The 21612-nt window shown below is 62.5% G+C and carries 20 protein-coding genes and 1 riboswitch; of the genes, 7 read left to right on the top strand and 13 right to left on the bottom strand.

Features of this window, described 5'->3' with window-relative positions:
• Positions 1–14 precede the first annotated feature (14 nt).
• Positions 15–962, top strand: a complete 948-nt coding sequence (locus tag AC0VX3_RS22575) for a GAF domain-containing protein (protein ID WP_475522397.1) — start codon at positions 15–17, stop codon at positions 960–962.
• Positions 963–1096: 134 nt separating this feature from the next.
• Entirely contained in the window at positions 1097–2617 is a 1521-nt protein-coding gene (adh, locus tag AC0VX3_RS22580; protein ID WP_475522398.1) for an aldehyde dehydrogenase, read from the top strand.
• A 79-nt stretch (positions 2618–2696) separates the two neighbouring features.
• On the opposite strand, the gene AC0VX3_RS22585 is transcribed toward adh, so the two are convergent.
• The 6 genes from AC0VX3_RS22585 to AC0VX3_RS22610 all read right to left on the bottom strand — a co-directional run bounded on the left by AC0VX3_RS22585 (position 2697) and on the right by AC0VX3_RS22610 (position 7382).
• Positions 2697–3407: an alpha/beta fold hydrolase gene (locus AC0VX3_RS22585; RefSeq protein ID WP_475522399.1), complete on the bottom strand. Its 711-nt coding sequence runs from the start codon at positions 3405–3407 to the stop codon at positions 2697–2699.
• A gap of 382 nt (positions 3408–3789) precedes the next feature.
• Positions 3790–3948, bottom strand: a complete 159-nt coding sequence (locus tag AC0VX3_RS22590; RefSeq protein ID WP_475522400.1) for a hypothetical protein — start codon at positions 3946–3948, stop codon at positions 3790–3792.
• Positions 3949–3986: 38 nt separating this feature from the next.
• Positions 3987–5264, bottom strand: a complete 1278-nt coding sequence (gene tyrS / locus AC0VX3_RS22595; RefSeq protein WP_475522401.1) for a tyrosine--tRNA ligase — start codon at positions 5262–5264, stop codon at positions 3987–3989.
• 253 nt (positions 5265–5517) lie between these two features.
• A complete protein-coding gene (locus tag AC0VX3_RS22600) occupies positions 5518–6102 on the bottom strand; it encodes a hemerythrin domain-containing protein (RefSeq protein WP_475522402.1) in 585 nt (194 codons plus the stop codon).
• Between the two features lie 154 nt (positions 6103–6256).
• A complete protein-coding gene (locus tag AC0VX3_RS22605; RefSeq protein WP_475522403.1) occupies positions 6257–6910 on the bottom strand; it encodes a cysteine hydrolase family protein in 654 nt (217 codons plus the stop codon).
• A gap of 4 nt (positions 6911–6914) precedes the next feature.
• Positions 6915–7382, bottom strand: coding sequence for a MarR family winged helix-turn-helix transcriptional regulator (locus tag AC0VX3_RS22610; RefSeq protein ID WP_475522404.1), 468 nt, complete (start codon positions 7380–7382; stop codon positions 6915–6917).
• Positions 7383–7729: 347 nt separating this feature from the next.
• Between AC0VX3_RS22610 and AC0VX3_RS22615 the strand changes: the two genes are divergently transcribed.
• Positions 7730–8629 carry a hypothetical protein gene (locus AC0VX3_RS22615; protein WP_475522405.1) on the top strand — a complete coding sequence of 300 codons (900 nt, stop codon included), beginning with the start codon at positions 7730–7732 and terminating at the stop codon, positions 8627–8629.
• 78 nt (positions 8630–8707) lie between these two features.
• Here the strand turns inward: AC0VX3_RS22615 and gcvPB are convergent, their stop codons facing one another.
• The 6 genes from gcvPB to AC0VX3_RS22645 form a co-directional block, all read right to left on the bottom strand.
• Positions 8708–10306 (bottom strand): aminomethyl-transferring glycine dehydrogenase subunit GcvPB, encoded by a 1599-nt coding sequence (gene gcvPB, locus AC0VX3_RS22620; RefSeq protein WP_348145045.1) that lies wholly within the window; start codon positions 10304–10306, stop codon positions 8708–8710.
• Positions 10303–11649, bottom strand: a complete 1347-nt coding sequence (gene gcvPA / locus AC0VX3_RS22625; RefSeq protein ID WP_475522406.1) for an aminomethyl-transferring glycine dehydrogenase subunit GcvPA — start codon at positions 11647–11649, stop codon at positions 10303–10305. The genes gcvPB and gcvPA overlap by 4 nt, the downstream gene beginning before the upstream one ends.
• Before the next feature lie 263 nt (positions 11650–11912).
• Positions 11913–12398 carry an OsmC family protein gene (locus AC0VX3_RS22630; protein ID WP_342890980.1) on the bottom strand — a complete coding sequence of 162 codons (486 nt, stop codon included), beginning with the start codon at positions 12396–12398 and terminating at the stop codon, positions 11913–11915.
• A gap of 3 nt (positions 12399–12401) precedes the next feature.
• Positions 12402–12773, bottom strand: coding sequence for a glycine cleavage system protein GcvH (gene gcvH, locus AC0VX3_RS22635; protein WP_348145053.1), 372 nt, complete (start codon positions 12771–12773; stop codon positions 12402–12404).
• Positions 12774–12800: 27 nt separating this feature from the next.
• Complete coding sequence (gene gcvT / locus AC0VX3_RS22640; RefSeq protein WP_475522407.1) at positions 12801–13952, bottom strand: glycine cleavage system aminomethyltransferase GcvT; 1152 nt, start codon at positions 13950–13952, stop codon at positions 12801–12803.
• A 180-nt stretch (positions 13953–14132) separates the two neighbouring features.
• A riboswitch (glycine riboswitch) is annotated at positions 14133–14224 on the bottom strand.
• 137 nt (positions 14225–14361) lie between these two features.
• Positions 14362–14946: a hypothetical protein gene (locus AC0VX3_RS22645; protein ID WP_475522408.1), complete on the bottom strand. Its 585-nt coding sequence runs from the start codon at positions 14944–14946 to the stop codon at positions 14362–14364.
• A 194-nt stretch (positions 14947–15140) separates the two neighbouring features.
• Between AC0VX3_RS22645 and ispH the strand changes: the two genes are divergently transcribed.
• The 4 genes from ispH (at position 15141) to AC0VX3_RS22665 (ending at position 18551) form a co-directional block, all read left to right on the top strand.
• A complete protein-coding gene (gene ispH / locus AC0VX3_RS22650) occupies positions 15141–16139 on the top strand; it encodes a 4-hydroxy-3-methylbut-2-enyl diphosphate reductase (RefSeq protein ID WP_475522409.1) in 999 nt (332 codons plus the stop codon).
• Between the two features lie 4 nt (positions 16140–16143).
• Positions 16144–17109, top strand: a complete 966-nt coding sequence (thrB, locus tag AC0VX3_RS22655) for a homoserine kinase (RefSeq protein ID WP_475522410.1) — start codon at positions 16144–16146, stop codon at positions 17107–17109.
• Positions 17106–17558, top strand: a complete 453-nt coding sequence (gene rnhA, locus AC0VX3_RS22660) for a ribonuclease HI (protein WP_342890986.1) — start codon at positions 17106–17108, stop codon at positions 17556–17558. Before thrB ends, rnhA begins: the two co-directional genes overlap by 4 nt.
• Positions 17559–17669: 111 nt before the next feature.
• Positions 17670–18551, top strand: coding sequence for a diacylglycerol/lipid kinase family protein (locus tag AC0VX3_RS22665; RefSeq protein ID WP_475522411.1), 882 nt, complete (start codon positions 17670–17672; stop codon positions 18549–18551).
• Between the two features lie 123 nt (positions 18552–18674).
• Here AC0VX3_RS22665 and AC0VX3_RS22670 read toward each other — a convergent pair whose 3' ends face one another.
• Positions 18675–21584, bottom strand: a complete 2910-nt coding sequence (locus AC0VX3_RS22670) for an EAL domain-containing protein (RefSeq protein WP_475522412.1) — start codon at positions 21582–21584, stop codon at positions 18675–18677.
• Positions 21585–21612: the final 28 nt, after the last annotated feature.

Raw genomic sequence — 21612 nt, forward strand, 5'->3', positions numbered from 1 at the left:
GCCCGGTCACGGCCATGAAAGATCATGTGGAAACAGTTCTGAAGACCGTGCAATCGGGGTCGGCGCCAGCGTTGTCGCGGATTGCCGCGTCATGGCGGCGTTCCGTCGACAAGTACGGGCTCGATCCGGCGGCCCATGACACTCCCGACCGCATGGAGGACAGCGTGCTTGACCAGCGGCGAACGATGGCCGGCGACTTTGTCCGGATCGCAACGCCGAAACTCGATCAATTGTTCGGGCTGGTGGGGCAGTCCGGCTGTACGGTGCTGCTGACCGACGCGGACGGCGTTGTGCTCGACCAGCGCTGCACGGAGGCGGACAGGACCACATTCCGCGACTGGGGCCTCTACCAGGGTACAACCTGGAGCGAGGCTGCCGTCGGCACCAACGGCATCGGCACCTGTCTTGCCGAGGAGCGCAACGTGATCGTGCACCAGGGCGAGCATTTTCTGGCCCGCAACGTCGGCATGAGCTGCATGGATGCGCCCATCTACGGAGCCGACGGCAGCCTGGCGGGCGCGCTGGACGTGTCCTCCGCGCGCTCCGACCAGACCGAAGCGTTCAACCGGCTTATCGCCGCCATGGTGGCGCAGACCGCCCGGCAGATCGAAACAGACACTTTCCGGGCGGCCTTCCCGCGGAGCCGTGTCATCGTTGCCGATCAGGAAACTTCCGAAACGGCAGCGGTGCTGCTGGCCGTCGATCAGGACGACATCGTGCTGGGGGCCACCAGAGCTGCCCGCAAGGCCTTCGGACTTGGCGCCAGCGGGCCGGTCGCCCCCGTGCCCGCCTCCGACCTGCTCGGCCGGGAGGACGGCCCGAGCGGACTTGAAAAGGCCGAAAGGGCGGCCGTGGTGCGCGCGCTGGCCCGTGCCAGAGGCAATGTGTCCGAGGCCGCCAGAGGCCTCGGCATCGGACGGGCCACCCTCTACCGGCGCATGAATCGCCTCGGCATCGACTGAAATCAGGCCGACCTGTCTCGGAACTGAGACACCTTTCCCGCATTACCTCCCCGCCCGGTCTGTCATGAACGACGCCTCCCAGGCAAAGTCGCCTCATTCCCGGTGGAGGACCGGGGTTCAAGAGGAGGAAGTTCATGAACCAGATGCCCAAGATCGCGGCCGACAACGTGTCGCCTTTCAATGCCCGCTATGACAATTTCATCGGCGGCAGGTTTGTCGCGCCGGTGAACGGCCGCTATTTTTCCAATATCACGCCAATTTCCGGACAACCCGTGTGCAACGTCGCCCGATCCGACGCGGCGGACGTGGAGTTGGCGCTGGATGCCGCCCATGCGGCGAAAACAGGCTGGGGCGCGACCCCGGCAGCGGAACGCGCCAACGTGCTGTTGAGGATCGCCGACCGCATGGAAGAAAACCTGGATATTCTGGCCAAGGCGGAAACCTGGGACAACGGCAAACCGATCCGCGAGACCACGGCGGCGGACATCCCGCTCTCAGTCGACCACTTCCGCTATTTCGCCGGTGTCCTGCGCGGTCAGGAAGGGTCCATGTCGGAGATCGACGCCGACACGATCGCCTATCATTTCCAGGAGCCGCTCGGCGTGGTCGGCCAGATCATTCCGTGGAACTTCTCCATCCTGATGGCCGCCTGGAAGCTGGCACCCGCGCTGGCGGCGGGCAACTGCGTCGTGCTGAAGCCGGCGGAACAAACCCCGGCGGCGATCATGGTGCTTGCCGAACTGATCGGCGACCTGCTGCCGGACGGCGTGCTCAACATCGTCAACGGCTATGGCGCCGAGGTCGGCGCACCGCTGGCGAAATCCGCCCGCATTGCCAAGATTGCCTTCACCGGTTCCACCCAGACCGGCAAGATGATCATGCAATACGCTACCGAGAACCTGATCCCGGTGACGCTGGAACTCGGCGGCAAATCGCCGAACATCTTTTTCTCCGACGTGATGCGCGAAGACGACGCATTCCTCGACAAGGCCATCGAGGGCTTCGTTCTGTTCGCCTTCAATCAGGGCGAAGTGTGCACCTGCCCCAGCCGCGCGCTCATCCAGGAGGACATCTACGAGGCCTTCATCGAGCGGGCAATCGCACGCGTGAAAGCGATCAAGCAGGGCGACCCGCGCGCGCTCGACACCATGGTCGGCGCCCAGGCCAGCCGGGAGCAGCAGGACAAGATCCTGTCCTATCTGACCATCGGGGTCGAGGAAGGCGCCGAGGTTCTGTGCGGCGGCGGCGAAGCCAGGTTCGGCGGCGACCTTGAGGGCGGCTTCTATATCCAGCCGACCATCCTGAAGGGCCACAACAAGATGCGCGTGTTCCAGGAGGAAATCTTCGGCCCGGTCGTGTCTGTGACCACCTTCAAGGACGAGGCGGAAGCGCTCGCGATCGCCAATGACAGCATGTACGGCCTCGGTGCCGGGGTGTGGTCGCGCGACGCCAATACCTGCTACCGCTTCGGCCGCGCCATCGAGGCAGGCCGCGTCTGGGTCAACAACTACCACGCCTACCCTGCCCATGCCGCCTTCGGCGGTTACAAGCAGTCGGGCATCGGCAGGGAGAACCACAAGATGATGCTGGACCACTATCAGCAGACCAAGAACATGCTGGTCAGCTACAACCCAAACAAGCTCGGCTTCTTTTAAGCATCACTGCCTGCGTTACCCGATCTTGAACGGGCAGTGACGCGGGGCGGTCCTCACAAGGGACCGCCCCTATTCTTGATCAGACAATCTCTTCCAGCAAATCGGACAGCGCTTCGGGTTCTGTAACCATTGCATCATGTCCGGTGGCGATCCGGGAGACGGGCCATCCGAAGCCGATCGCCCGTTCCAGAGCGACCCTCGCAGGTGGATACGGCGGATCGGTGCACTGGATATAGTGGGTGGACAGGCCGTTTCCGATCGGGTTTTTCAGCTCCAATGACGTAGTGAAAGTGCGGAACGGATGCGGCGTGAGGCGCGGTTCCAGGAACGCCCTATCCTCTGCCTTCGTTACCCCGAAGCTATCGGGTGGCGCCGGCGGCAGGCTGAGACCGCCGCTCGATGTTTCCGCCAGCGCCTTGCGGTCGGCGGCCATGTCAGGCGGCAGAAGATTGAACCAGGTCTCGCCGCTTGCCAGCATGATGGCGTCGAGATAGACGAGCCAGGCGATCCGTTCCGGCACCTGATCGGCGACCCCGGTTATGGGAATGCCGCCAAAACTGTGGCCAACCAGGATCACCTCCTTCAGATCTTCAAATTCCAGATGCCGGACAACGTCCTCAACGAAAGTCTGGAGAGTGATGTCAGCGGTCAGGAGATGCGCCCGCTCACCAAGTCCAGTCTGGGTCGGGGTCGATACGCGATGTCCACGAGAGCGCAGGATGGCCGCAACACGCGACCAGCACCAGCCTCCGTGCCAAACGCCGTGAACAAGAACGAATGTCTTCCCCATAAGTGCCCTCAAGTCGGCAAATCAAGTCAGCCTAATCTGCGGATTCCCCTTCCGTTCGGTAGCCGCGCCGGCGTTTCAGCTTGTGCACCAACTCGACAATCGCTCAGCGAACCGGAATGTGTTCCCGCCTGAGATCCGTCAGCTCGGATTCAGCAAAGGGGTGGATGTCGGCAGGACGACGCGTAGCAAGATGCCGTGTTCACTATTTCGATACGCTTCATCATTGAGACACCGGCCTTCTGGAAAAAGTGTTCCACGCCAACGCGATCTATGCAATGGCAAACGAAACGCCTCTGCGCTTTCGGACCATGGCTGAATACGTTCGAATTGTCTCGGTCCGGCAGTCGCTGACGACAACACCGACTTTGCCCGGGTGCATTTCTCAATCAGCGATGCCGATCTCCTGACCTCCGTCCACGACGACAACCACTGGAAGATCACGACGTAGATCTTTCAGATCAATTCCCGACAGGAAAGAAGCAATTGAGTTGCCTGATGAAAAAATACAGGTGACCCGCGCAAGGGTGACCGTCGCCGCCATTCGAAAAGCCGGAAATCTCCCGGCTCTTCGAGTTTACTTTATTCAAACTCAACCAGCGCCTTGCGCCTCTTGCCGACGGCAACCGACAGCCTGTCGTTGGCTGCAAGATCGCCGATGGCGATGCGGCGGCGGGGGTCGTCGGCGATCCGGTTGTTGAGACGCACGCCGCCGCCTTCGACCAGGCGGCGGGCCTCACCGTTGGAGGCGGCGAAGCCGACGGCAACGACGAGCTCCAGGAGGCCCAGCCCCTCGGCAAGCTGTGCCAGCGGCAGGGTGTGGGTCGGCTCGAGAATCTCGCCCTCACCGGCAAACAGCGCGTCGCCCTGCTGCAGCGCGGCGCGGGCTTCTTCCGGACCGTGGACGATAGCGGTCACCTGGGTTGCCAGGATCTTCTTGGCCTCGTTCAGCTCCGCGCCTTCCAGCGCGCCCAACCGGTCGATCTCGCTCATCGGCAGTTCGGTGAACAGGCGCAGGAACTTCGCGACATCGGCGTCGGCGGTGTTGCGCCAGAACTGCCAGAAGCCGAAGGGGGACAGGTGTTCGGGATGCAGCCACACGGCTCCGGCTGCGGTCTTGCCCATCTTGGCGCCGCTTGCCGTGGTCAGCAGCGGCACGGTGAGGCCGTGCAGCTTGCGCCCGTCCCGGCGGCCGAGTTCGACGCCGTTGACGATGTTGCCCCACTGATCGGAGCCGCCCACCTGCAGCGCGCAGCCATGGCGCTTGGAGAGTTCCAGGAAATCGACGGCCTGGAGCATCATGTAGCAGAATTCCAGCACTGTCAGCGGCATCTGCGCATCCAGCCGAGACTTGACGCTGTCGAAGGTCATCATGCGGTTGACCGTGAACTGGGAGCCGTAGTCGCGCAGGAATTCCAGGAAGCGGAATTCATCGAGCCACTCGGCGTTGTCGACCAGACGCGCGCCGTCAGCGCCTTCCATGTCGACAAGACGCTCGACGGACCGCCGGATGGTGGCGATATTGGCCGCGATCTGACGCTCCTCCAGCATCGGCCGCGCGTCCTTGCGGAAGCTCGGATCGCCGATCCGGCTGGTGCCGCCGCCGAGCACGACTATCGGCCGGTGTCCGAGTTTCTGCAGCCAGCGCATGGTCATCAGCGGCATCAGGTGCCCGACATGAAGGCTTGCCGCCGTCGCGTCGAACCCGGCGTAAGCCGTGATCGGGCCATTGGAGAGGGTGTTGTCGAGGGCCTCGATATCGGTGCACTGGTGCACGAGCCCGCGTTCCAGAAGCACGGCGAGTGCTTCGGACTTGAGGCTGGATGCCGGTTTCCCGGCCTCGATCATGTGTCTGGTCATCGTCTGCTTCCTGGTATCCCCGCCAGGAAGCTTGGGGTTGGAAACCAAAAAGCCGCCTGACGCGGCGGCTTTTGAGGTTTCTATGGGGTGAACAAGATCCTACGCAGCCGCCGGTATGTCGGTGACGTAATAAAAATACACAAAGGTGGCGCTCATCCTGTTCATGTCAGCTTAAATGCGTGGCCGGAGGAAAAGAGTCAAGTGTCTTGCGGCCGCATCACGGCCGCAAGACACCCGGTGTGGCGCAAAAGCCTCACGACAGCCCCAGGTCATGTTCGCCCTGATCCAGGATAAGGGGAACAATAAGATCTTCCTCGTCGTCCAGATGGCGCATCAGGCCACTGAGCAGGGTGTCGCTGACGGCGGCGTAGTCGTCAGCCGCGCGGCGAAGCCCGTCACGCCCGCCCTGGCGCAACCGGTCCAGAAAGGTGTTGGCGCTGCCGATCACCGTTTCGATCCGGTGATGGATCAGTTCATGATCGCCTTCCAGCAGTTCGAACCCGGCAACCAGCCGGTTTTCCGCTGCCATGAAGACGGGAAAATAGTGCTCGTCCTCGATCATGTGGTGGTGATGCAGCTCTGACAGAAACTGTTGCAGGCGCGGTGCGAACAGACCGCCGAAACGCTCGGCCCGCACGCGGTCCTCCCGAAAATCCGCAAGCAAGTCGTCCAGTGACCGGCCAAGCTGGCGGAACCCGTTGTGGCGCTCGAGCCAGAATTGGGTGAGCGGCCCGAGATTTCCATGCGCCTGCCAACCATCGCGCGGATGGTCCTTCAACAAATACAGCCATTCCGGGGGGAGACCCTGCCGTTCGTCCAGATGCCGGGAAGTGGTCATTGCGGTGCCTTCGAGCTTGCCAGGACTGTCCTTATACCCGGGTTTGCCGATATCCGGTGTCGACACAGTGTTCATCACAGGCAAACAATCGGGAACACCCCTCGGGATTGCCATGCCTCTGTCCGGCCTGGCGTGCGAACAGCAAGTGCCGGCGTCAGGCCACCTGAGCCCCTGCCGCGCCGATGTCTCGCTTCAATGCCGGCCATTTGTCCGGTGTCACGGTCAGCAGGCAGGCTTCCCTGACCTCCACCTCGTAACCGCGCGCCAGGGCGCCCCTGGCCGTCAGTTGCACACAATGGCAGGCATCGAGGCCGACAAGCGTGAGCGCGCCGATCGCCCGGTCCGCCAGAAAGGCTTCGAAACCGGGATCGGAAAAGCTGTCGCCGATGGACTTTTCGAAAACAGGGTCCTCGCCGACATCGAGCGCCCGGTCGATCCGCAAGCCTTCCCGCCCCGGCGTGCCGATACCGCCGGCAACAAGTTTCATTGCGAGCACCACCAGCCACCCGCGAAACACATTCCGGACGAAGATCACGTCGTTTCCGGCCGATCGGGCAATCGCAATTTCCCTGCCGATGGCGGCCAGCGCCTTGTCCCGGATCGCCGGATCATAGGCGTGCCTGCCCGTGTTGCGGGTGAAATCCTCCTGCACGTCGATCACGACCAGCGCCCGGTTCGGACGGGCCGCCCTGTCGATGGCAATGCCCCTTGTCGGCGTTCCCAACCTGCGCAGGCAGTATCCGGTGTAAACCAGCAAGCCGGCCAAAGCTGTCCCGGCGATGGAAAGTGCGATCCAGAAGGTAGACATGGGGTCACTCCAGGGCTCTCGGCAGATCAGGGTCGTCTTCGAATTCCGCGAATTGATCAAGCATCGCGCAGAGCACGCGTTGCGTCGAACGAAGATCCTCTTGCTCGAACAAACCGCTGATCTTGTCTATGTCGTCGTTTTCGCGCGCGCGGATCTCGCCGAACCCGGCCTCACCGGCCCGGGTCAGGACGAACAGCGGCGAGCGTTTGTGTGCGGGGTTGGGCCTGCGGTCGACCAGTCCCCGTTTTTCCAGCTCGTTGACCAGCAACTGGATCTGCTGGCGGGCCAGAAAGAGCATGCGCCCCAGATCAGGTACCGACATCGGACCGGCTTCTTGCAGCACCTCCAGCACAGCACGCATGCCGACCGTGATGCCGGTTCCCTCCAGTTTCGCCTCGACCGCCCGGGCAAGACGCCTGTGAACCGGCCTGATCAGGCGGATAATTTCATAGAGTTCGACTGAATTGTTCATGGCACCTATTCAGAAATATTATTGTCAATATGACAAATTATTTGTCATATATCAAGTACCTTTCATCGGGACAGATTTCATGCGGCATACAAAGGCCGGGAATCGGCGCGGGCAGAATTGCTCTCCCGGAAAGCGCCACTCGACCCAACTCTGTCCAGTTTACTTAATTATTTCAGGTGCCACGCCTCACGACGACCAAAACGTTATCGTTACTTCTAACAATACTCTCTCGCATACTTAATTAGTTTGACACAACTTCTTACGTTGCGATTCATTTATTGTTCAGACTATACGGACAAATCTTGTTGAAGATCGAAATTCCAAACCCGAGTTCGAACGAAACAGCGATGCCCAAGATAAAGACCTTCCTGAGGCCCGTTGCGATGGCCGGCCTGCTGTTCCTGTTCGTGGCCGCCCCCACCGCCACGATAGGTGCGGAAAAGAACTCGAACTTTATCCTGGAACTGACCCATCAGATCTTCGAACGCACGGAAGGTCCGGGTGCCGCGAAGCGCCGCGTCGCGGGAGAACTGCCTTACTCCCGCAACCGGAAATTCCTGGAACTTCTCTCCGGCGAGAACATCGAGTTCATCGCCTTGCCGACAAAACCGGAATGGGAGGAAAAACTCATTCCGATCCGCATACCGATCCGCAAAGGGCTGCAAGGGTACCGCCTGTTCTTCATTAACAGGCAGGATCAGAACATGCTGTCAAAGATCTCGACGCTCGAAGACCTGAAAAGGCTCCCGACCGGATCCGGTTCTCAATGGTCCACAACGGCTTCCCTTGAGGCCGCAGGCTTCACTGTCATGACGGCGCCAGGCAACGACGAACTGTTCAAGATGCTGGGCCTGAGGCGTTTCATCACCTTCAGCCGCGGGATTGACGAGATATATTTCGAACATGCCCAATGGGTGACGGAATACCCTTTTCTGGCCGTCGAGAAGGAAATCGCGCTGTTTTTTCCGCACCCGATCTACTACTTCGTGACGCCAAAACGCCCCGATCTCGCAGAGCGCATCGAGCGCGGGCTGCGAGGGATGATTTCAGACGGCTCGTTCGACAGGCTGTTTCTGAAATACTACAGCGACGACATTATGCGCGCGCGGCTCGACAAGCGCACGGTCATCAGCATTGCCAATCCGCTCCTCGGGCCGCAAACGCCCCTGGATGACCCGTCTCTGTGGCTCAATCCGTCGCATATCTTCGGCGCGAAAGCCGATGAGGGCACCGTTCTGATACGGTAAGCACGCCAAGATTCCGGCAGTTGGCCCCGGTCGGTCACCGGGGCCTGAACTGACAAGACCGCAGGCCCGAAGCCGCGCCTATTCCGCCGCCGCCGGCGTGACCTCCGCCGGTGCCGGCGCGCTCCACTTCAGCACCGGCTTGCGGGCTGCTCCGGTTTCGTCGAGACGCCGGCGTGGGGCAAGATAGGGAGCACCGGAAAAGCGGCCGGTTTCTCCGCGCTGCGCACTCATGACCAGATCGCGCATCGTTGCGACAAACAGATCCAGCGACGCCCGGCTCTCCGATTCCGTCGGCTCGATCAACATGGCACCATGGACGACCAGCGGGAAATACATGGTCATCGGGTGATAGCCCTCATCGATCATCGCCTTGGCGAAATCGAGTGTGGTGACACCGGTGTCCTTCAGGAAGCTGTCGTCGAACAGCACCTCGTGCATGCACGGGCGTTCGCCGAACGGCAGGCTCATCAGGTCCTGCAGGCCGACGCGAATGTAGTTGGCATTCAGGACGGCGTCCTCGGATGCCTGTTTCATGCCATCCGACCCGTGGCTCATCATGTAAGAGAGCGCGCGCACATACATGCCCATCTGGCCGTGAAAGGCGGTCATGCGGCCGAAAGGCTGCTCGCCCTCCCCGGTCGCCTCGTCCGTTTCGACCAGCTCCAGACCCGCATCCGTCTTACGGATGAAGGGCAACGGCGCGAAGGGTGCCAGCCGTTCCGACAGAACCACCGGACCGGAGCCGGGACCGCCGCCACCGTGGGGCGTCGAAAATGTCTTGTGCAGGTTGATATGCATCGCATCGACGCCCAGATCCCCGGGCCGGGCCTTGCCGACGATGGCGTTGAAATTGGCTCCGTCGCAGTAGAAATACGCGTCTGCTGCGTGGATCAGGTCTGCGATCTGCTTGATGTCGCGCTCGAACAGTCCGCATGTGTTCGGGTTGGTCAGCATGATGCCGGCAATGTTGCCGCTGTGCTCTTCGGCGGTCGCCTTCAGGGCGACGAGATCCACCGTGCCGTCGTCCTTGGCGCCGATGGAAACGACCTTGTAACCGAGCAGCGCGGCGGTGGCCGGATTGGTGCCATGGGCGCTTTCCGGCACAAGCACGATTTTCGGGTCGCGGCCGGCGGCCGTATGGGCAGCCTTGATCGCCATCATGCCGCACAATTCTCCATGGGCACCGGCTTTGGGGCTCATGGCGACTGCGGACATGTGGGTGGAGACCATCAACCAGTGGGCCAGGTCGTCGATGAGTTCCAGCGCACCCGGCACGGACGAGACCGGCTGCAGGGGATGAATATCGCCGAAGCCCGGCAGGCGGGCCATCTTCTCGTTGAGGCGCGGATTGTGCTTCATGGTGCACGAGCCGAGCGGATAGAGACCGCTGTCGATGGCGTAGTTGTTGCGCGACAGGCGCACATAGTGGCGCATCGCCTCCGGTTCGGCGAGACCCGGCAGGCCGATCTCGGCCTGACGGCGGTGGCCGCCGAGTTCGAAGTCGACGCTCCCGTCCGTGTCCTCGTCCAGATCGACACCGGTGGTTTCCAGCGATCCGAATTCGAAGATCAGCGGCTCTTCCATGTCGAGCCCGCGGTTGCCGGTGAAGGTCTTCGGGCGGAAACCGTTGTCCGCTTCGCCCGGATTTGTCGGGCGTCCTTGCGTGTTCATGCTCATGCCAGCACCTCCTTCAGCGCGCTTGCAAAAGCGGCCCGGTCTTCATCCGTGTTGATTTCCGTCGAAGCCACAACAAGCAGATTGGCGAGATTTTCCTTGCCCGGTTCCAGCCGTGAGACCGGCAGGCCGGCGAGGATGCCGCGTTCGGCAAGCCGTTCGACAACGTCCCCGGCCGGTTTCGGCAGGGCGATGGTGAATTCGTTGAAATAGGCCGCGTTCAGAACCTCGACACCGGAAATGCCGGCAAGAAGCGTCTTCATCTTGACCGCGTTGGTGTGGTTGATGCGGGCCAGTTTCGTCAGACCGGCCTGCCCCAGCAGCGACATGTGAATGGTAAAGGCCAGGCAGCAGAGGCCCGAATTGGTGCAGATGTTGGAAGTCGCCTTGTCGCGGCGGATATGCTGCTCACGGGTTGACAGCGTCAGCACAAAACCGCGTTTGCCTTCCGCATCGACCGTCTCTCCGCACAGGCGTCCCGGCATCTGCCGGACATATTTCTGACGGGTTGCAAAGAGGCCCACATAGGGACCGCCGAAATTGAGGCCGTTGCCGATGGATTGGCCCTCGCCGACAACGATGTCGGCGCCCTGGGTCCCCGGGGGCTCGATCAGGCCGAGCGACACCACTTCGGTGAAGACGGCGATCAGCAGCGCCTTGTGGGCATGGGCCTTTTCGGCAATCGGCTTCAGGTCGATCAACTGACCGTAGAAGGACGGCGACTGAACCACGACACAGGAGGTCTCGTCGTCGATCTGCGCGAGAATGTCCTCGGTACCGCTCGGGTCCGCCGGCAGGCTGACCACCTGGTCGCCGGCCATCGCCGACAGGCCTTCGACAACGGCGCGGTATTGCGGATGCAGTCCGCCGGACAGAACCGCCTTGTTGCGCCGGGTGATCCGGTGCGCCATCAGCACCGCCTCGCCGGTGCCGGTGGAACCATCGTACATGGACGCGTTGGCGACATCCATCGCTGTCAGCTGCGCCACCTGGGTCTGGAACTCGAACAGGTACTGCAAAGTGCCCTGCGTGATCTCCGGCTGATAAGGCGTATAGGAGGTCAGGAATTCGGACCGCTGGATCAGATGATCGACCGTGGCCGGGACGTGGTGCTTGTAGGCGCCCGCGCCGACGAAAAACGGCACCGATCCGGCCGCCGTGTTTTTCGCGGCCATCGCCGAGAGCTTTCGTTCCACTTCCAGCTCGCTGGCGCGTTTCGGCAGATCCAGCAGGCCGCTGAAACGGACCTCCTGCGGAATGTCGGCGAACAGATCGTCAATCGAGTTGACCCCGATCCGCGCAAGCATGTCGGTGCGATCGGTGTCGTTCAAAGGCAGGTAGCGCATCAGGCAGCTCCCAAGGGGTTGGTCTGTGAGTGGAGCGGCATGCCGCCATACTCTCTAATCGTATTTCCGGGCGAACACAGCGAGATCCGGGACCGGGAAGCCGAAATGTTCACGGGTCCGGGCTCACGGGTTCGGGCTCTCGGGTTCGAACTCCCCGGTCCCGGCCCGGCGCCAGCGCGCCGCCCGGAATGACGGTGGGGAGAGACGGACACCGTCCAAAGGCAAGGACCTGGCCGCGAGGCTTGCGCAGCCCGATTCCCAAATTACTTCGCCGCGAGCTTCAGCGGTCCGGCTTCGATCAGGATGTCGCACTTGACCGAATTGGCGATGAAGCAGACTTCATGCGCCTTTTCATGCAGGTCCGTCAGCCATGTCGGGTCCGGAGCCTGGTCGGCCACAAGGGTGACTTCCGGACGCAGGATCACCTTGGTGATCGCCATCTTGCCCCGGCCCACGCGGTTCATCTCTCCCTGCGCGTTGTCCCTGTAGCTTGCGACGTTGAAGTTCGCCATCCGCGCCAGGTCAAGAAACGACAGCATGTGGCACGACGAGATGGCGGCGACGAAGGCCTCCTCGGGGTCGACGGCGGATTCGACGGAATGCGGCAGGGGCACGACCGTTGGCGATGCGCTCGCCGGGATTTTCAGTCCACCGTCAAACTGCCAGATATGTCCGCGGGAATAGGCATTGGCGGCATAGTCGCCGTCACAGGCCCATTCCACCAGTGCTGTGTAATGATGACCTGCCATGAGCTAGAGCGTCTCCACATAGGCCTTGTAGGCTGCCTGATCCATCAGATCCGATAGTTGACCGGCGTTGCCGATCTTCAGTTTCAGGAACCAGGCCGCACCTTCAGGGTCGTCGTTGACCTTGGCCGGTTCATCCGCAAGCACGTCGTTTGTGCCCACCACTTCGCCGTCGATCGGCGCGTAGACCTCGCTGGCGGCCTTCACCGATTCGACCACGGCGGCTTCATCCCCCTGCGACAGGGCCTTGCCGGTTTCCGGCAGTTCCACATAGACAACATCCCCAAGCTGTTCCTGGGCATAGGAGGTGATGCCAATCGTGGCGGTGTCGCCCTCGACGGAAATCCATTCGTGATCTTTGGAATAATAGGTCGTCATGTTCGTACGTCCATTCTCTGGAAAGACTTAAGGCTTGGGTTTTCTGTAATAGCGGTTCGGCACGAAGGGCATGTCCGCGACAGTCGCGGCCAGGCGCCGGCCCCGGACGATCAGTTCCAGGGCGGTTCCGACTGCGGCGTGCTCCGTGGGCACATAGCCCATGGCGATGGGAGCGCCGACGGTGGGCGCGAAGCCCCCCGAGGTCAGCGTGCCGATCACCGGTCCGTCGGCAAGCGCGATTTCCGCGCCTTCGCGCGCCGGCGCCTTGCCGTCAAGCTTCAGGCCGACCCGGACACGGCCGGGACCGCCGGACAGTTCCTGCTGGATCCGGTCCGCTCCGGGGAAGCCGCCTTCTTCGCGGCGGCGTTTCTGCATGCAGAACGTGATGGCGCCTTCAACCGGAGACGTGGTTTCGTCGATATCGTGACCGTACAGGCACAGGCCCGCTTCCAGGCGCAGGCTGTCGCGCGCGCCCAGCCCGACGGGGGCCACCCGGTCGTCGGCCAGAAGGGCGCGGGCAATCGCCTCGGCGGCACCCGCGGGAACCGACATTTCAACACCGTCCTCGCCGGTATAACCGGCGCGGGCGACGTGGCAGTCGATGCCGTCGAATTCCATGGAAGATGCCGACATGAAGGCAAGGTCGGCCGCCGCGGGCGCATGCGCGGCGACAGCGGCAACGGCCTCCGGCCCCTGCACCGCGATCAGGGCGCGGTCCTCGACCACATGCAGGCTGACGTTTTCCGGCAGTCTTGCGCGAAAATGGGCGTAGTCGACATCCTTGCGGGCCGCATTGACCACCAGCATCAGTTTGCCGTCATCGTCTTCGGAGACGGAACGTGTCACCATCAGATCGTCGATGATGCCGCCGTCGTCGTTGAGCAGCACCGTGTAGCGCTGCCGGCCAAGACCGAGTTCGACGAAATTGGAGGGGGTCAGAGCTTCCAGGGCACGCGCGGTCGTTTCATGATCCGGACCGAGGAGAAACGCCTGCCCCATGTGGGACACGTCGAACAGGCCGGCCTTGCTGCGCGCATGCAGATGCTCGGCCATGATACCGGCCTTGTACTGCACCGGCATGGCGTAGCCGGCGAAGGGCACCATGCGGGCACCAAGTTCCACGTGAAGATCATGAAGAGGCGTTTGTTTCAGATCAGTTTCTGCAACGTGTTCCGCCATGTACGGTCCTCGTGTTCAGGGTTGCGCAGTCCCAAACAGGCCCTGCCGGGCTCTGGTCTGTCTGCACCCCCTCTGTCCGAGTACCTGAGAGATTTCCCGCCCGACAAGGTGTCAGGACGGTTACTCCTTCGGTGAGCAGTCCGCACGACAATGGCGCGGAGCACTGCTTTCCAGAGCGTTTGAACCCGTGCGGTCCTTTTGCCTGAGAGTTTCCGGGGCGGTTGCTCCTTCGGCGCCGGGTTACTCTACCCGGCCTCTCCCGCACAGACTTTGCCGTGCCGCTGTGTTGAACTGTGCGACACGCCAACCGGGGGACGATCCCGATTGCGCGCGATTGTGAAAGGCCGACAGGGGCTTGTCAATATACGACTTGCGTGGTGGGCGGATTTGCCCGGGCGGATCCGACGCGTCAGCGGCGGCGGTTGTCGTCAAATCCGAACACCACCTTCGCGCCCTGGTTTCCCGGCACCGTGAACTTGTTTTCGATCAACGTCCAGGTTTCGCTCGGCGCGTTGGCTCCCAGCGTAACGGGAATGCGTATAACCTCGGAGCTCAGCGGTTTCGCGTCGCTTCCGGCGGGCACGATCGCGATGCGCAGGGGCAGAACAACTTCCCCCCCCTTCCAGAGCGGTCCGGAGGTCACATTGCCGGAAAAACCAAGCTTCATGCGGCGGGAGCCGTCCGGCTCCAGCGTGCAGGTGTTGGCCCAATCCTCCAGGGACGCCTGATAAAGCAGCCCGGCCGGGTCGTTGTCCTTGCCGCGCGCATACTTCATGATCAGGAAGGTGTCCGTCTGCAATTGCATCGGCGGGCAGGCGACGGGCGGTGCAAAGGTGTCCGGCGAAATCTCGATCGGCTCCTGGCCGCCCGAGATGACTTTTCCGGCGACACCGTCCGCAACACCCCCGCAGCCGCCCAGGGCCGCGGCCAAAAGGCCCGCGGTCACAATTGCCTTCAGGTTTCTACCGGTCACGGCGGGTTTCGCACTGCTCATCTTCTATCCATATTCCTGCAACACTCATCGGCGGAGCTTCATAGCAGCTGACGATTTACTTGGCGAGGCTTGTTGAAAGCAAACCTTCAACCAGCAAAATGTGGCTGAATTGACGCGCGGTTCAGTACCCCTCCCTTGACAGAACAGGGCCTGCTGCCCTTATTGCGGTCAGACAGGAGCGCCGAAAGCAACTGATGACCGAAATCGCACGAGACAAACCTTCCCTTGTCATTCGCCTTTGCGCACCGCGCGGCTTTTGTGCCGGCGTCGACCGGGCGATCCAGATCGTGGAACTCGCCCTCGCGAAATACGGCCCTCCCGTTTATGTGCGTCACGAGATTGTGCACAACAAATACGTGGTCGACGGGCTGAAGGCCAAGGGGGCTGTGTTTGTCGAGGAACTCGAGGAAATTCCGGCCGAAGACGCCGGCCGGCCGGTGATCTTCTCGGCCCATGGCGTGCCCAAGGCCGTCCCGGAAGACGCCCGCTCGCGCAACATGTTCTATCTGGACGCGACCTGCCCGCTGGTGTCCAAGGTTCACAAGGAAGCGGAAATCCACTTCCGGCGCGATCGGGAAATCGTCCTGATCGGTCATGCGGGCCACCCGGAAGTCATCGGCACCATGGGCCAGTTGCCCGAGGGCACCGTGACCTTGATCGAGACAGAAGCGGACGCCCGCGCCTTCACACCCAAGACCGACCGTCCACTGGCCTATATCACCCAGACGACGCTCTCCGTCGACGACACTGCCGGGATCGTCGCCGTGCTCCAGGAGCGGTTTCCGAAGATCGTGGCCCCGCACAAGGAAGACATCTGCTACGCCACCACGAACCGGCAGGAAGCGGTCAAGCAAGTCGCCCCGGCTGTCGATGCGATGATCGTTGTCGGCGCACCGAATTCATCCAATTCACAACGGCTGCGTGAAGTGGCTGAACGTGCCGGCTGCAAGACCTCGGTTCTGATCCAGCGTGCGAGCGACATTCAATGGCCCGGTTTTGACGGCATCACCTCGCTTGGCCTGACGGCAGGCGCGTCGGCGCCCGAAACCCTGGTGGAGGAAATCATCAGCGCTTTTGCGGACCGATTCAACGTCTCGGTCGAAACGGTGCGCACCGCCGAGGAAACGATTGCCTTCAACCTGCCGCGCGAACTCAGGGAGCCGACCGGCCCCTCCAGGGCGGCCACCGGATAAAATCATGGCAGTTTATACCGAAGTGACCGACGAGGAGCTCAACAACTTCATCGGCAAATACGACGTGGGGCGCCTGTTGTCCTTCAAGGGCATCGCGGAAGGGGTCGAGAACAGCAACTTTCTCGTCCACACGGACAAGGCGTCGTTCATCCTCACGCTCTACGAAAAACGGGTCAATCCGGACGATCTGCCCTATTTTCTCAACCTGATGCAGCATCTGGCGGCAAAAGGCCTGTCGTGCCCGACACCCGTCGCCTCCCGCTCCGGCGCGTTGCTCGGGACCTTGTCGGGGCGTCCGGCCGCGCTGGTGACCTTTCTGGACGGCATGTGGGTCAAGCGCCCCCGGGTCGACCATTGCGCGGAACTCGGCAAGGCCATGGCCGAGCTTCATATCGACGGCCAGGACTATGACGGTTTCCGCCGCAATGCCCTCGACGTTTCCGGCTGGCGGCCGCTGTTCGACCAGTGCGGGGCGCGGTGCGACACGGTCCATCCGGGCCTTGGCGCGGAGATTTCCCGCGAGCTCGACCATCTGGAAAACGGATGGCCCGCGGATCTGCCCGGCGGCGTGATCCATGCGGACCTCTTCCCGGACAACGTGTTCTTCCTGGGCGACGAGCTGTCCGGCCTGATCGATTTCTACTTCGCCTGCAACGACGCTTTCGCCTATGACATCGCGATCTGCCTGAATGCCTGGTGCTTCGAACAGGACCTGTCCTTCAATGTGACCAAGGCCAGGGCGCTGCTGAAAGGCTATGCCGAAGTGCGCCCGCTGAGCCACGCGGAATACGATGCCCTGCCGACGCTGTGCCGGGGAGCGTCGCTGCGGTTCCTGCTGACGCGGCTGTACGACTGGCTGAGCGTTCCCGAAGGCGCGCTGGTCACGCCGAAGGACCCGATGGAATATCTGAAGAAACTGCGTTTTCACCAGAGTGTCGAGACGGCGCAGGCCTACGGATTGAAACGATGAGCGACGACAACCGTGTGACGATCTATACCGATGGCGCCTGCTCGGGAAATCCGGGTCCCGGTGGCTGGGGGGCTATCCTGCGGTTCGGCGCGCATGAGAAGGAACTCAAGGGCGGCGCGCCGGAAACCACCAACAACCGCATGGAACTGCAGGCCGCCATCGAGGCGCTCAACGCCCTCAAGCGGCCCTGCGTGATCGATCTCTACACGGACAGCACCTATGTGCGCAGCGGCATCAGGGAATGGCTTGCGGGCTGGAAGCGGAAGAACTGGCGCACCGCCCAGAACAAGCCGGTCAAGAACGCGGAACTGTGGCAGGCTCTCGATGCGGCCAGGGAGCGCCATGACGTGACCTGGCACTGGGTCAAGGGGCATGCGGGCCATCCGGACAACGAACGTGCGGACGAACTGGCGCGCGGCGGCATGGCGCCCTATAAGGGCGGCGGGTAAGCCATCGGCTGTGTCCTCACAAGATGAGGACGGGACCTGAGGCCGGCTTCGGTTAGTAAAGGATTGTGTGTGGGAATATTCTGGTGGTCCGGCCCGGCGTCAGCGCGCACCATGGTGCGCGACACCGCAGGCACGGTGCTGATCATGGCCAATCCGACCTCGGGCGGCTACAAGGCCGATCTCCTGGACAATGTCCGCAAGCATCTGGAGGATCTTGGCCACAAGACCGTGATCCGGCTGACCCGGCACGCGGGCGAGATCGGGGAGATCTGCGCCGACCCGAACCTGCGCGTTAAGACACTCGTTATCGCCGGCGGCGACGGATCGATCAACGAGGCACTCAACGGCTTCATGGACCATCCCGCGCCGCCGCCGCTTGCCGTGATTCCGTTCGGAACGGCCAATGTGCTCGCGCTCGAGCTGTCCCTGCCGCGCAACGCCAGGGCGATCGCTCAGATGATCTGCGCAGGCAAGACCGCACCGCTGCACTACGGCCTCGCGAACGGCCGGCCCTTCGTGCTCATGGCTTCCGCCGGATTCGATGCAGAGGTCGTTCATGCCGTGCCGTTGTCGCTGAAGCGGCGGCTGGGCAAACTCGCCTATGTTCTCACCGCGCTCCGGATCGGCCTGAGCCGGAAGGCCACTTCCCTGGACATCGTGCTGGACGGTAAAAAATGCTCGGGAAAATTCGCCGTTGCCAGCAATGCCCGGCACTATGGCGGCCCCTTCGTGATCTGCCCGGGTGGGGCGACCGATTCCGGCCTGCACATGCTGGTTCTGGAACGCGACGACCCCTGGTCGACCCTGCGCTACGGAATTGCGCTGGTCTGCGGCCGGATCCACAAGGCGCACGGCGCGCTGGTGCGCCCCTTCACCACCGCCACGATCGCCGCGCGCGAACATGTCGCCGCCCAGGTCGATGGCGATCCTTTCGGCGCGACGCCCCTGGAAATCCGGCAGACCGAAAGAACGGTGCCGGTCCTGGTGCCGTGAGTCTTCAGGTCTGACTGAGGACGTCAGGATCAGGCCGGGCCTGCCGTTCCGGCCCTGATCCTGACCTCCCTTTCCCGTGAGAGTTTCCAGAACAGGGCCAGGACCGCAAGCCGGTGCTGGCTTCTACGCGGTTTCCGCCTGTGCCGGCATCTTGCGCAGGATCCTGGTGGCTTCGTTCGCCGAGACGGCTTCGCCGAAGAAGAACCCTTGCGCATATTCGCAGCCGAGCTGGTAGAGCTCCAGGGCATCGTTTTCGCTTTCCGCGCCCTCGGCGACCACCGACATGCCCAGGTCGTGCCCCATGGCCACGATGGTTCTCAGCAGCACCGGGCGGGCGGAGGAGCCGTTCGGCTTGACGAAGGACTGGTCGATCTTGATCGTGTCGAAGGGAAAGCGCTGCAGGTAGGACAGCGATGAATGGCCGGTGCCGAAATCGTCCAGCGACAGGCCCGCGCCAAGTCCGCGCAGCCGCTCCAGAACCTTGGCAGAATATTCCGGATTGGACATCACCAGGGATTCCGTCAATTCCAGCTTGAGCGTTCCAGGTTCCAGCGAGGTCCGCGACAGCACGGCCTTGACGTCGTTGATCAGGTCCTGCTTGAGCAATTGGCGGGACGACAGGTTGACCGACGTGAACAGAGGCTGCGGCGTCGGGAACTCGCGCTGCCAGAAGGCAAGCTGCTGCGCGCCCTTGTCCAGCATGTACATGCCCAGCTCGTTGATGAGGCCGGATTGCTCGGCCACCGGAATGAATTCCGACGGCGAGATCTTGCCCCGCTTGGCATGGTTCCAGCGGGCGAGCACTTCGAAGCCAGCGACGGACTGATCCTCGAGGCGAATGATCGGCTGGAAGAAGACCCCGAGCGTTTCCTTCTTGATGGCTTCGCGCAGATCCGCTTCCAGATCGACGATATTCTTGTCGAGCGGCCTGAGGATCGGCCGGAACACTTCCTGGCGGTCGCCGCCCAGCCGCTTGGCGTGGTTGAGGGCGATCTCGGCGTTGGTGAGCATGTCCTCGACACCCTGCTTGCCGCCCTCGAAAAAGGCGATGCCGACGGAGCAGGTCAGAAAGATCTCCCGGTCGCCGAAGGTGATCGGCGCACGCACGGCCTTGCGCAGGGAATCGGCCAGCGCGACGATGCGGTCCGGCTCCTGCTCGGACAACAGCACAAGACCGTACTGGTCGCCCGACAGACGCCCGAGCGTGTCCTGCTGTCCGATCAGCCGGCCGAGACGGCGGGCCACGGTGAGCAGGATGCTGTCGCCGGCGCTGAGGCCGATGCTGTCATTGACCTGCTTGAACCGGTCAAGATTGAGAACGAGAATGGTCGGCTTGGCGGTCTCTTCGGCCTTGGACCTGACCACGCTGGTGCGCAGGCGGTCGACGAACAGCTCCCGGTTCGGCAGGCCGGTCAGGTTGTCATGCACCGCATCATGCAGCAGCCGCTCCTCGGCGGTCCGTTCCTCGGTGACATCCAGCAAAGTGCCGACGCAGCGGATCACTTCACCATCCGAGCCGATGATCGGGCGCGCCCTCAGGCGGAACCAGCGGAAATGACCGTCTTCGGAGCGCAGGCGGAACGTCTGCATCACCTTGCCGCGGCGCTGGTCGATCACCGCGTCGAGCGTCGCGCGGAACCTGTCCCGGTCCTGGGGATGCAGCACATCGAGCCAGTCACGTGCCGGACCTTCCAGCGATCCGCGCTTGAGATTGAGCAGATCCTCGACCTCGTTGCCGGTGTAGATGCGGTCGCGGTCGATATCCCAGTCCCAGATGATGTCGCCGGCACCGGTCAGGGCAAGCGCCTTGCGCTCGATGTCGGAAATCAGCCCCTGCGCGATCGCGCCGCCGGCAAAGGCATGCTGCATCACCGTGAAGCCGATCAGAAGGACGATCAGGACCAGTCCGCCACCGAGGGCCGGCTGAACGATGTCATTGGCAATATAGCCGGTGACGGTCATGCCCGCGCCGATCAGCCAGGCGATCAGGAGACACCAGGTCGGGATCAGCAGGATGGCGCGGTCGTAATGCTGGAACGCCAGTACGGCGATGGTCACGAAACCGAGAATACCGATCACGGCCAGCGCCAGACGCGCGATGCCGGCGGCAATGGACGGATCCCAGACGGCGACACCCAGAAGGCCCAGGATGAGGATCAGGGTGGTCAGCGCCAGATGGGAATAATGGATGTTCCAGCGGTTCAGGTTGAGATAGGCGTAGAGGAAGATGATCAGGCTGGCGGCGAGCATGACTTCGGCGCAGGCCCGGGCCAGCTGACTGCCGCCGCCCTCCAGCTTGAAGACCATGCCCCAGAACCCGAAGTCGATGCACAGATACGCGAGCACCGACCAGGCCAGCGCCGCGGTCGCGGGAAACATCACGGTGCCCTTGACCACGAACAAAATGGTCAGGAACAGGGCTAGAAGCCCGGAAATGCCGAGAATGATGCCCCTGTACAGCGTGTAGGCGTTGATTGTTTCCTCATAGACATCCGGTTCCCAGATCCGGATCTCCGGCAGGTTGGGCGTGGTCAGTTCGGCGACAAAGGTGACGATGGACCCCGGGTCGAGCGTGACGAGGAAGACATCCGCCTCCAGGCTTTTCTGGCGCTCGGGGGCAATCCCCTGGCTCGGCGTGATCGCGGCGATACGCGACGAGCCCAGGTCCGGCCAGAACAGCGCGGAGCCGACAAGCTTGTAGTTCGGCGCGACAATCAGCCGGTCGATCTGCTCGTCACTGGTGTTGGCCAGCGAAAAGACCGCCCAGTTTGTGTTGGTGCCGTCGCGCGACGGCACCTCGATCCGGCGCACGATACCGTCGGCGCCCGGTGCGGTGGAGACCTGCAGCCGATTGCCCGCCTCGCGGTGGAGGTCGATGGAACTGGTGATATCGAGCGCCTCGATATCGATCGGAACAGGGATCGGCTCCAGCGCCTGTGCTGGCAGCGCCGCAACCAACGAGACCAGAAGCGATACCGCAATGGCGAGGCTTTTAAACACGTTGCTGATTGGATCCGGTATCAAATTCGACATGGAGCGAAGACCTACCGGGTTGTGGCAC

Source organism: Roseibium sp. QJM3NY_11 (assembly GCF_056173175.1).

Bases quoted from the DNA above. Each gene is read 5' to 3' on its own strand.
- AC0VX3_RS22575 (WP_475522397.1), top strand. From the start codon at position 15: ATGAAAGATCATGTGGAAACAGTTCTGAAGACCGTGCAATCGGGGTCG.
- adh (WP_475522398.1), top strand. From the start codon at position 1,097: ATGAACCAGATGCCCAAGATCGCGGCCGACAACGTGTCGCCTTTCAAT.
- AC0VX3_RS22585 (WP_475522399.1), bottom strand. From the start codon at position 3,407: ATGGGGAAGACATTCGTTCTTGTTCACGGCGTTTGGCACGGAGGCTGG.
- AC0VX3_RS22590 (WP_475522400.1), bottom strand. From the start codon at position 3,948: ATGGCGGCGACGGTCACCCTTGCGCGGGTCACCTGTATTTTTTCATCA.
- tyrS (WP_475522401.1), bottom strand. From the start codon at position 5,264: ATGACCAGACACATGATCGAGGCCGGGAAACCGGCATCCAGCCTCAAG.
- AC0VX3_RS22600 (WP_475522402.1), bottom strand. From the start codon at position 6,102: ATGACCACTTCCCGGCATCTGGACGAACGGCAGGGTCTCCCCCCGGAA.
- AC0VX3_RS22605 (WP_475522403.1), bottom strand. From the start codon at position 6,910: ATGTCTACCTTCTGGATCGCACTTTCCATCGCCGGGACAGCTTTGGCC.
- AC0VX3_RS22610 (WP_475522404.1), bottom strand. From the start codon at position 7,382: ATGAACAATTCAGTCGAACTCTATGAAATTATCCGCCTGATCAGGCCG.
- AC0VX3_RS22615 (WP_475522405.1), top strand. From the start codon at position 7,730: ATGCCCAAGATAAAGACCTTCCTGAGGCCCGTTGCGATGGCCGGCCTG.
- gcvPB (WP_348145045.1), bottom strand. From the start codon at position 10,306: ATGAGCATGAACACGCAAGGACGCCCGACAAATCCGGGCGAAGCGGAC.
- gcvPA (WP_475522406.1), bottom strand. From the start codon at position 11,649: ATGCGCTACCTGCCTTTGAACGACACCGATCGCACCGACATGCTTGCG.
- AC0VX3_RS22630 (WP_342890980.1), bottom strand. From the start codon at position 12,398: ATGGCAGGTCATCATTACACAGCACTGGTGGAATGGGCCTGTGACGGC.
- gcvH (WP_348145053.1), bottom strand. From the start codon at position 12,773: ATGACGACCTATTATTCCAAAGATCACGAATGGATTTCCGTCGAGGGC.
- gcvT (WP_475522407.1), bottom strand. From the start codon at position 13,952: ATGGCGGAACACGTTGCAGAAACTGATCTGAAACAAACGCCTCTTCAT.
- AC0VX3_RS22645 (WP_475522408.1), bottom strand. From the start codon at position 14,946: ATGAGCAGTGCGAAACCCGCCGTGACCGGTAGAAACCTGAAGGCAATT.
- ispH (WP_475522409.1), top strand. From the start codon at position 15,141: ATGACCGAAATCGCACGAGACAAACCTTCCCTTGTCATTCGCCTTTGC.
- thrB (WP_475522410.1), top strand. From the start codon at position 16,144: ATGGCAGTTTATACCGAAGTGACCGACGAGGAGCTCAACAACTTCATC.
- rnhA (WP_342890986.1), top strand. From the start codon at position 17,106: ATGAGCGACGACAACCGTGTGACGATCTATACCGATGGCGCCTGCTCG.
- AC0VX3_RS22665 (WP_475522411.1), top strand. From the start codon at position 17,670: ATGGTGCGCGACACCGCAGGCACGGTGCTGATCATGGCCAATCCGACC.
- AC0VX3_RS22670 (WP_475522412.1), bottom strand. From the start codon at position 21,584: ATGTCGAATTTGATACCGGATCCAATCAGCAACGTGTTTAAAAGCCTC.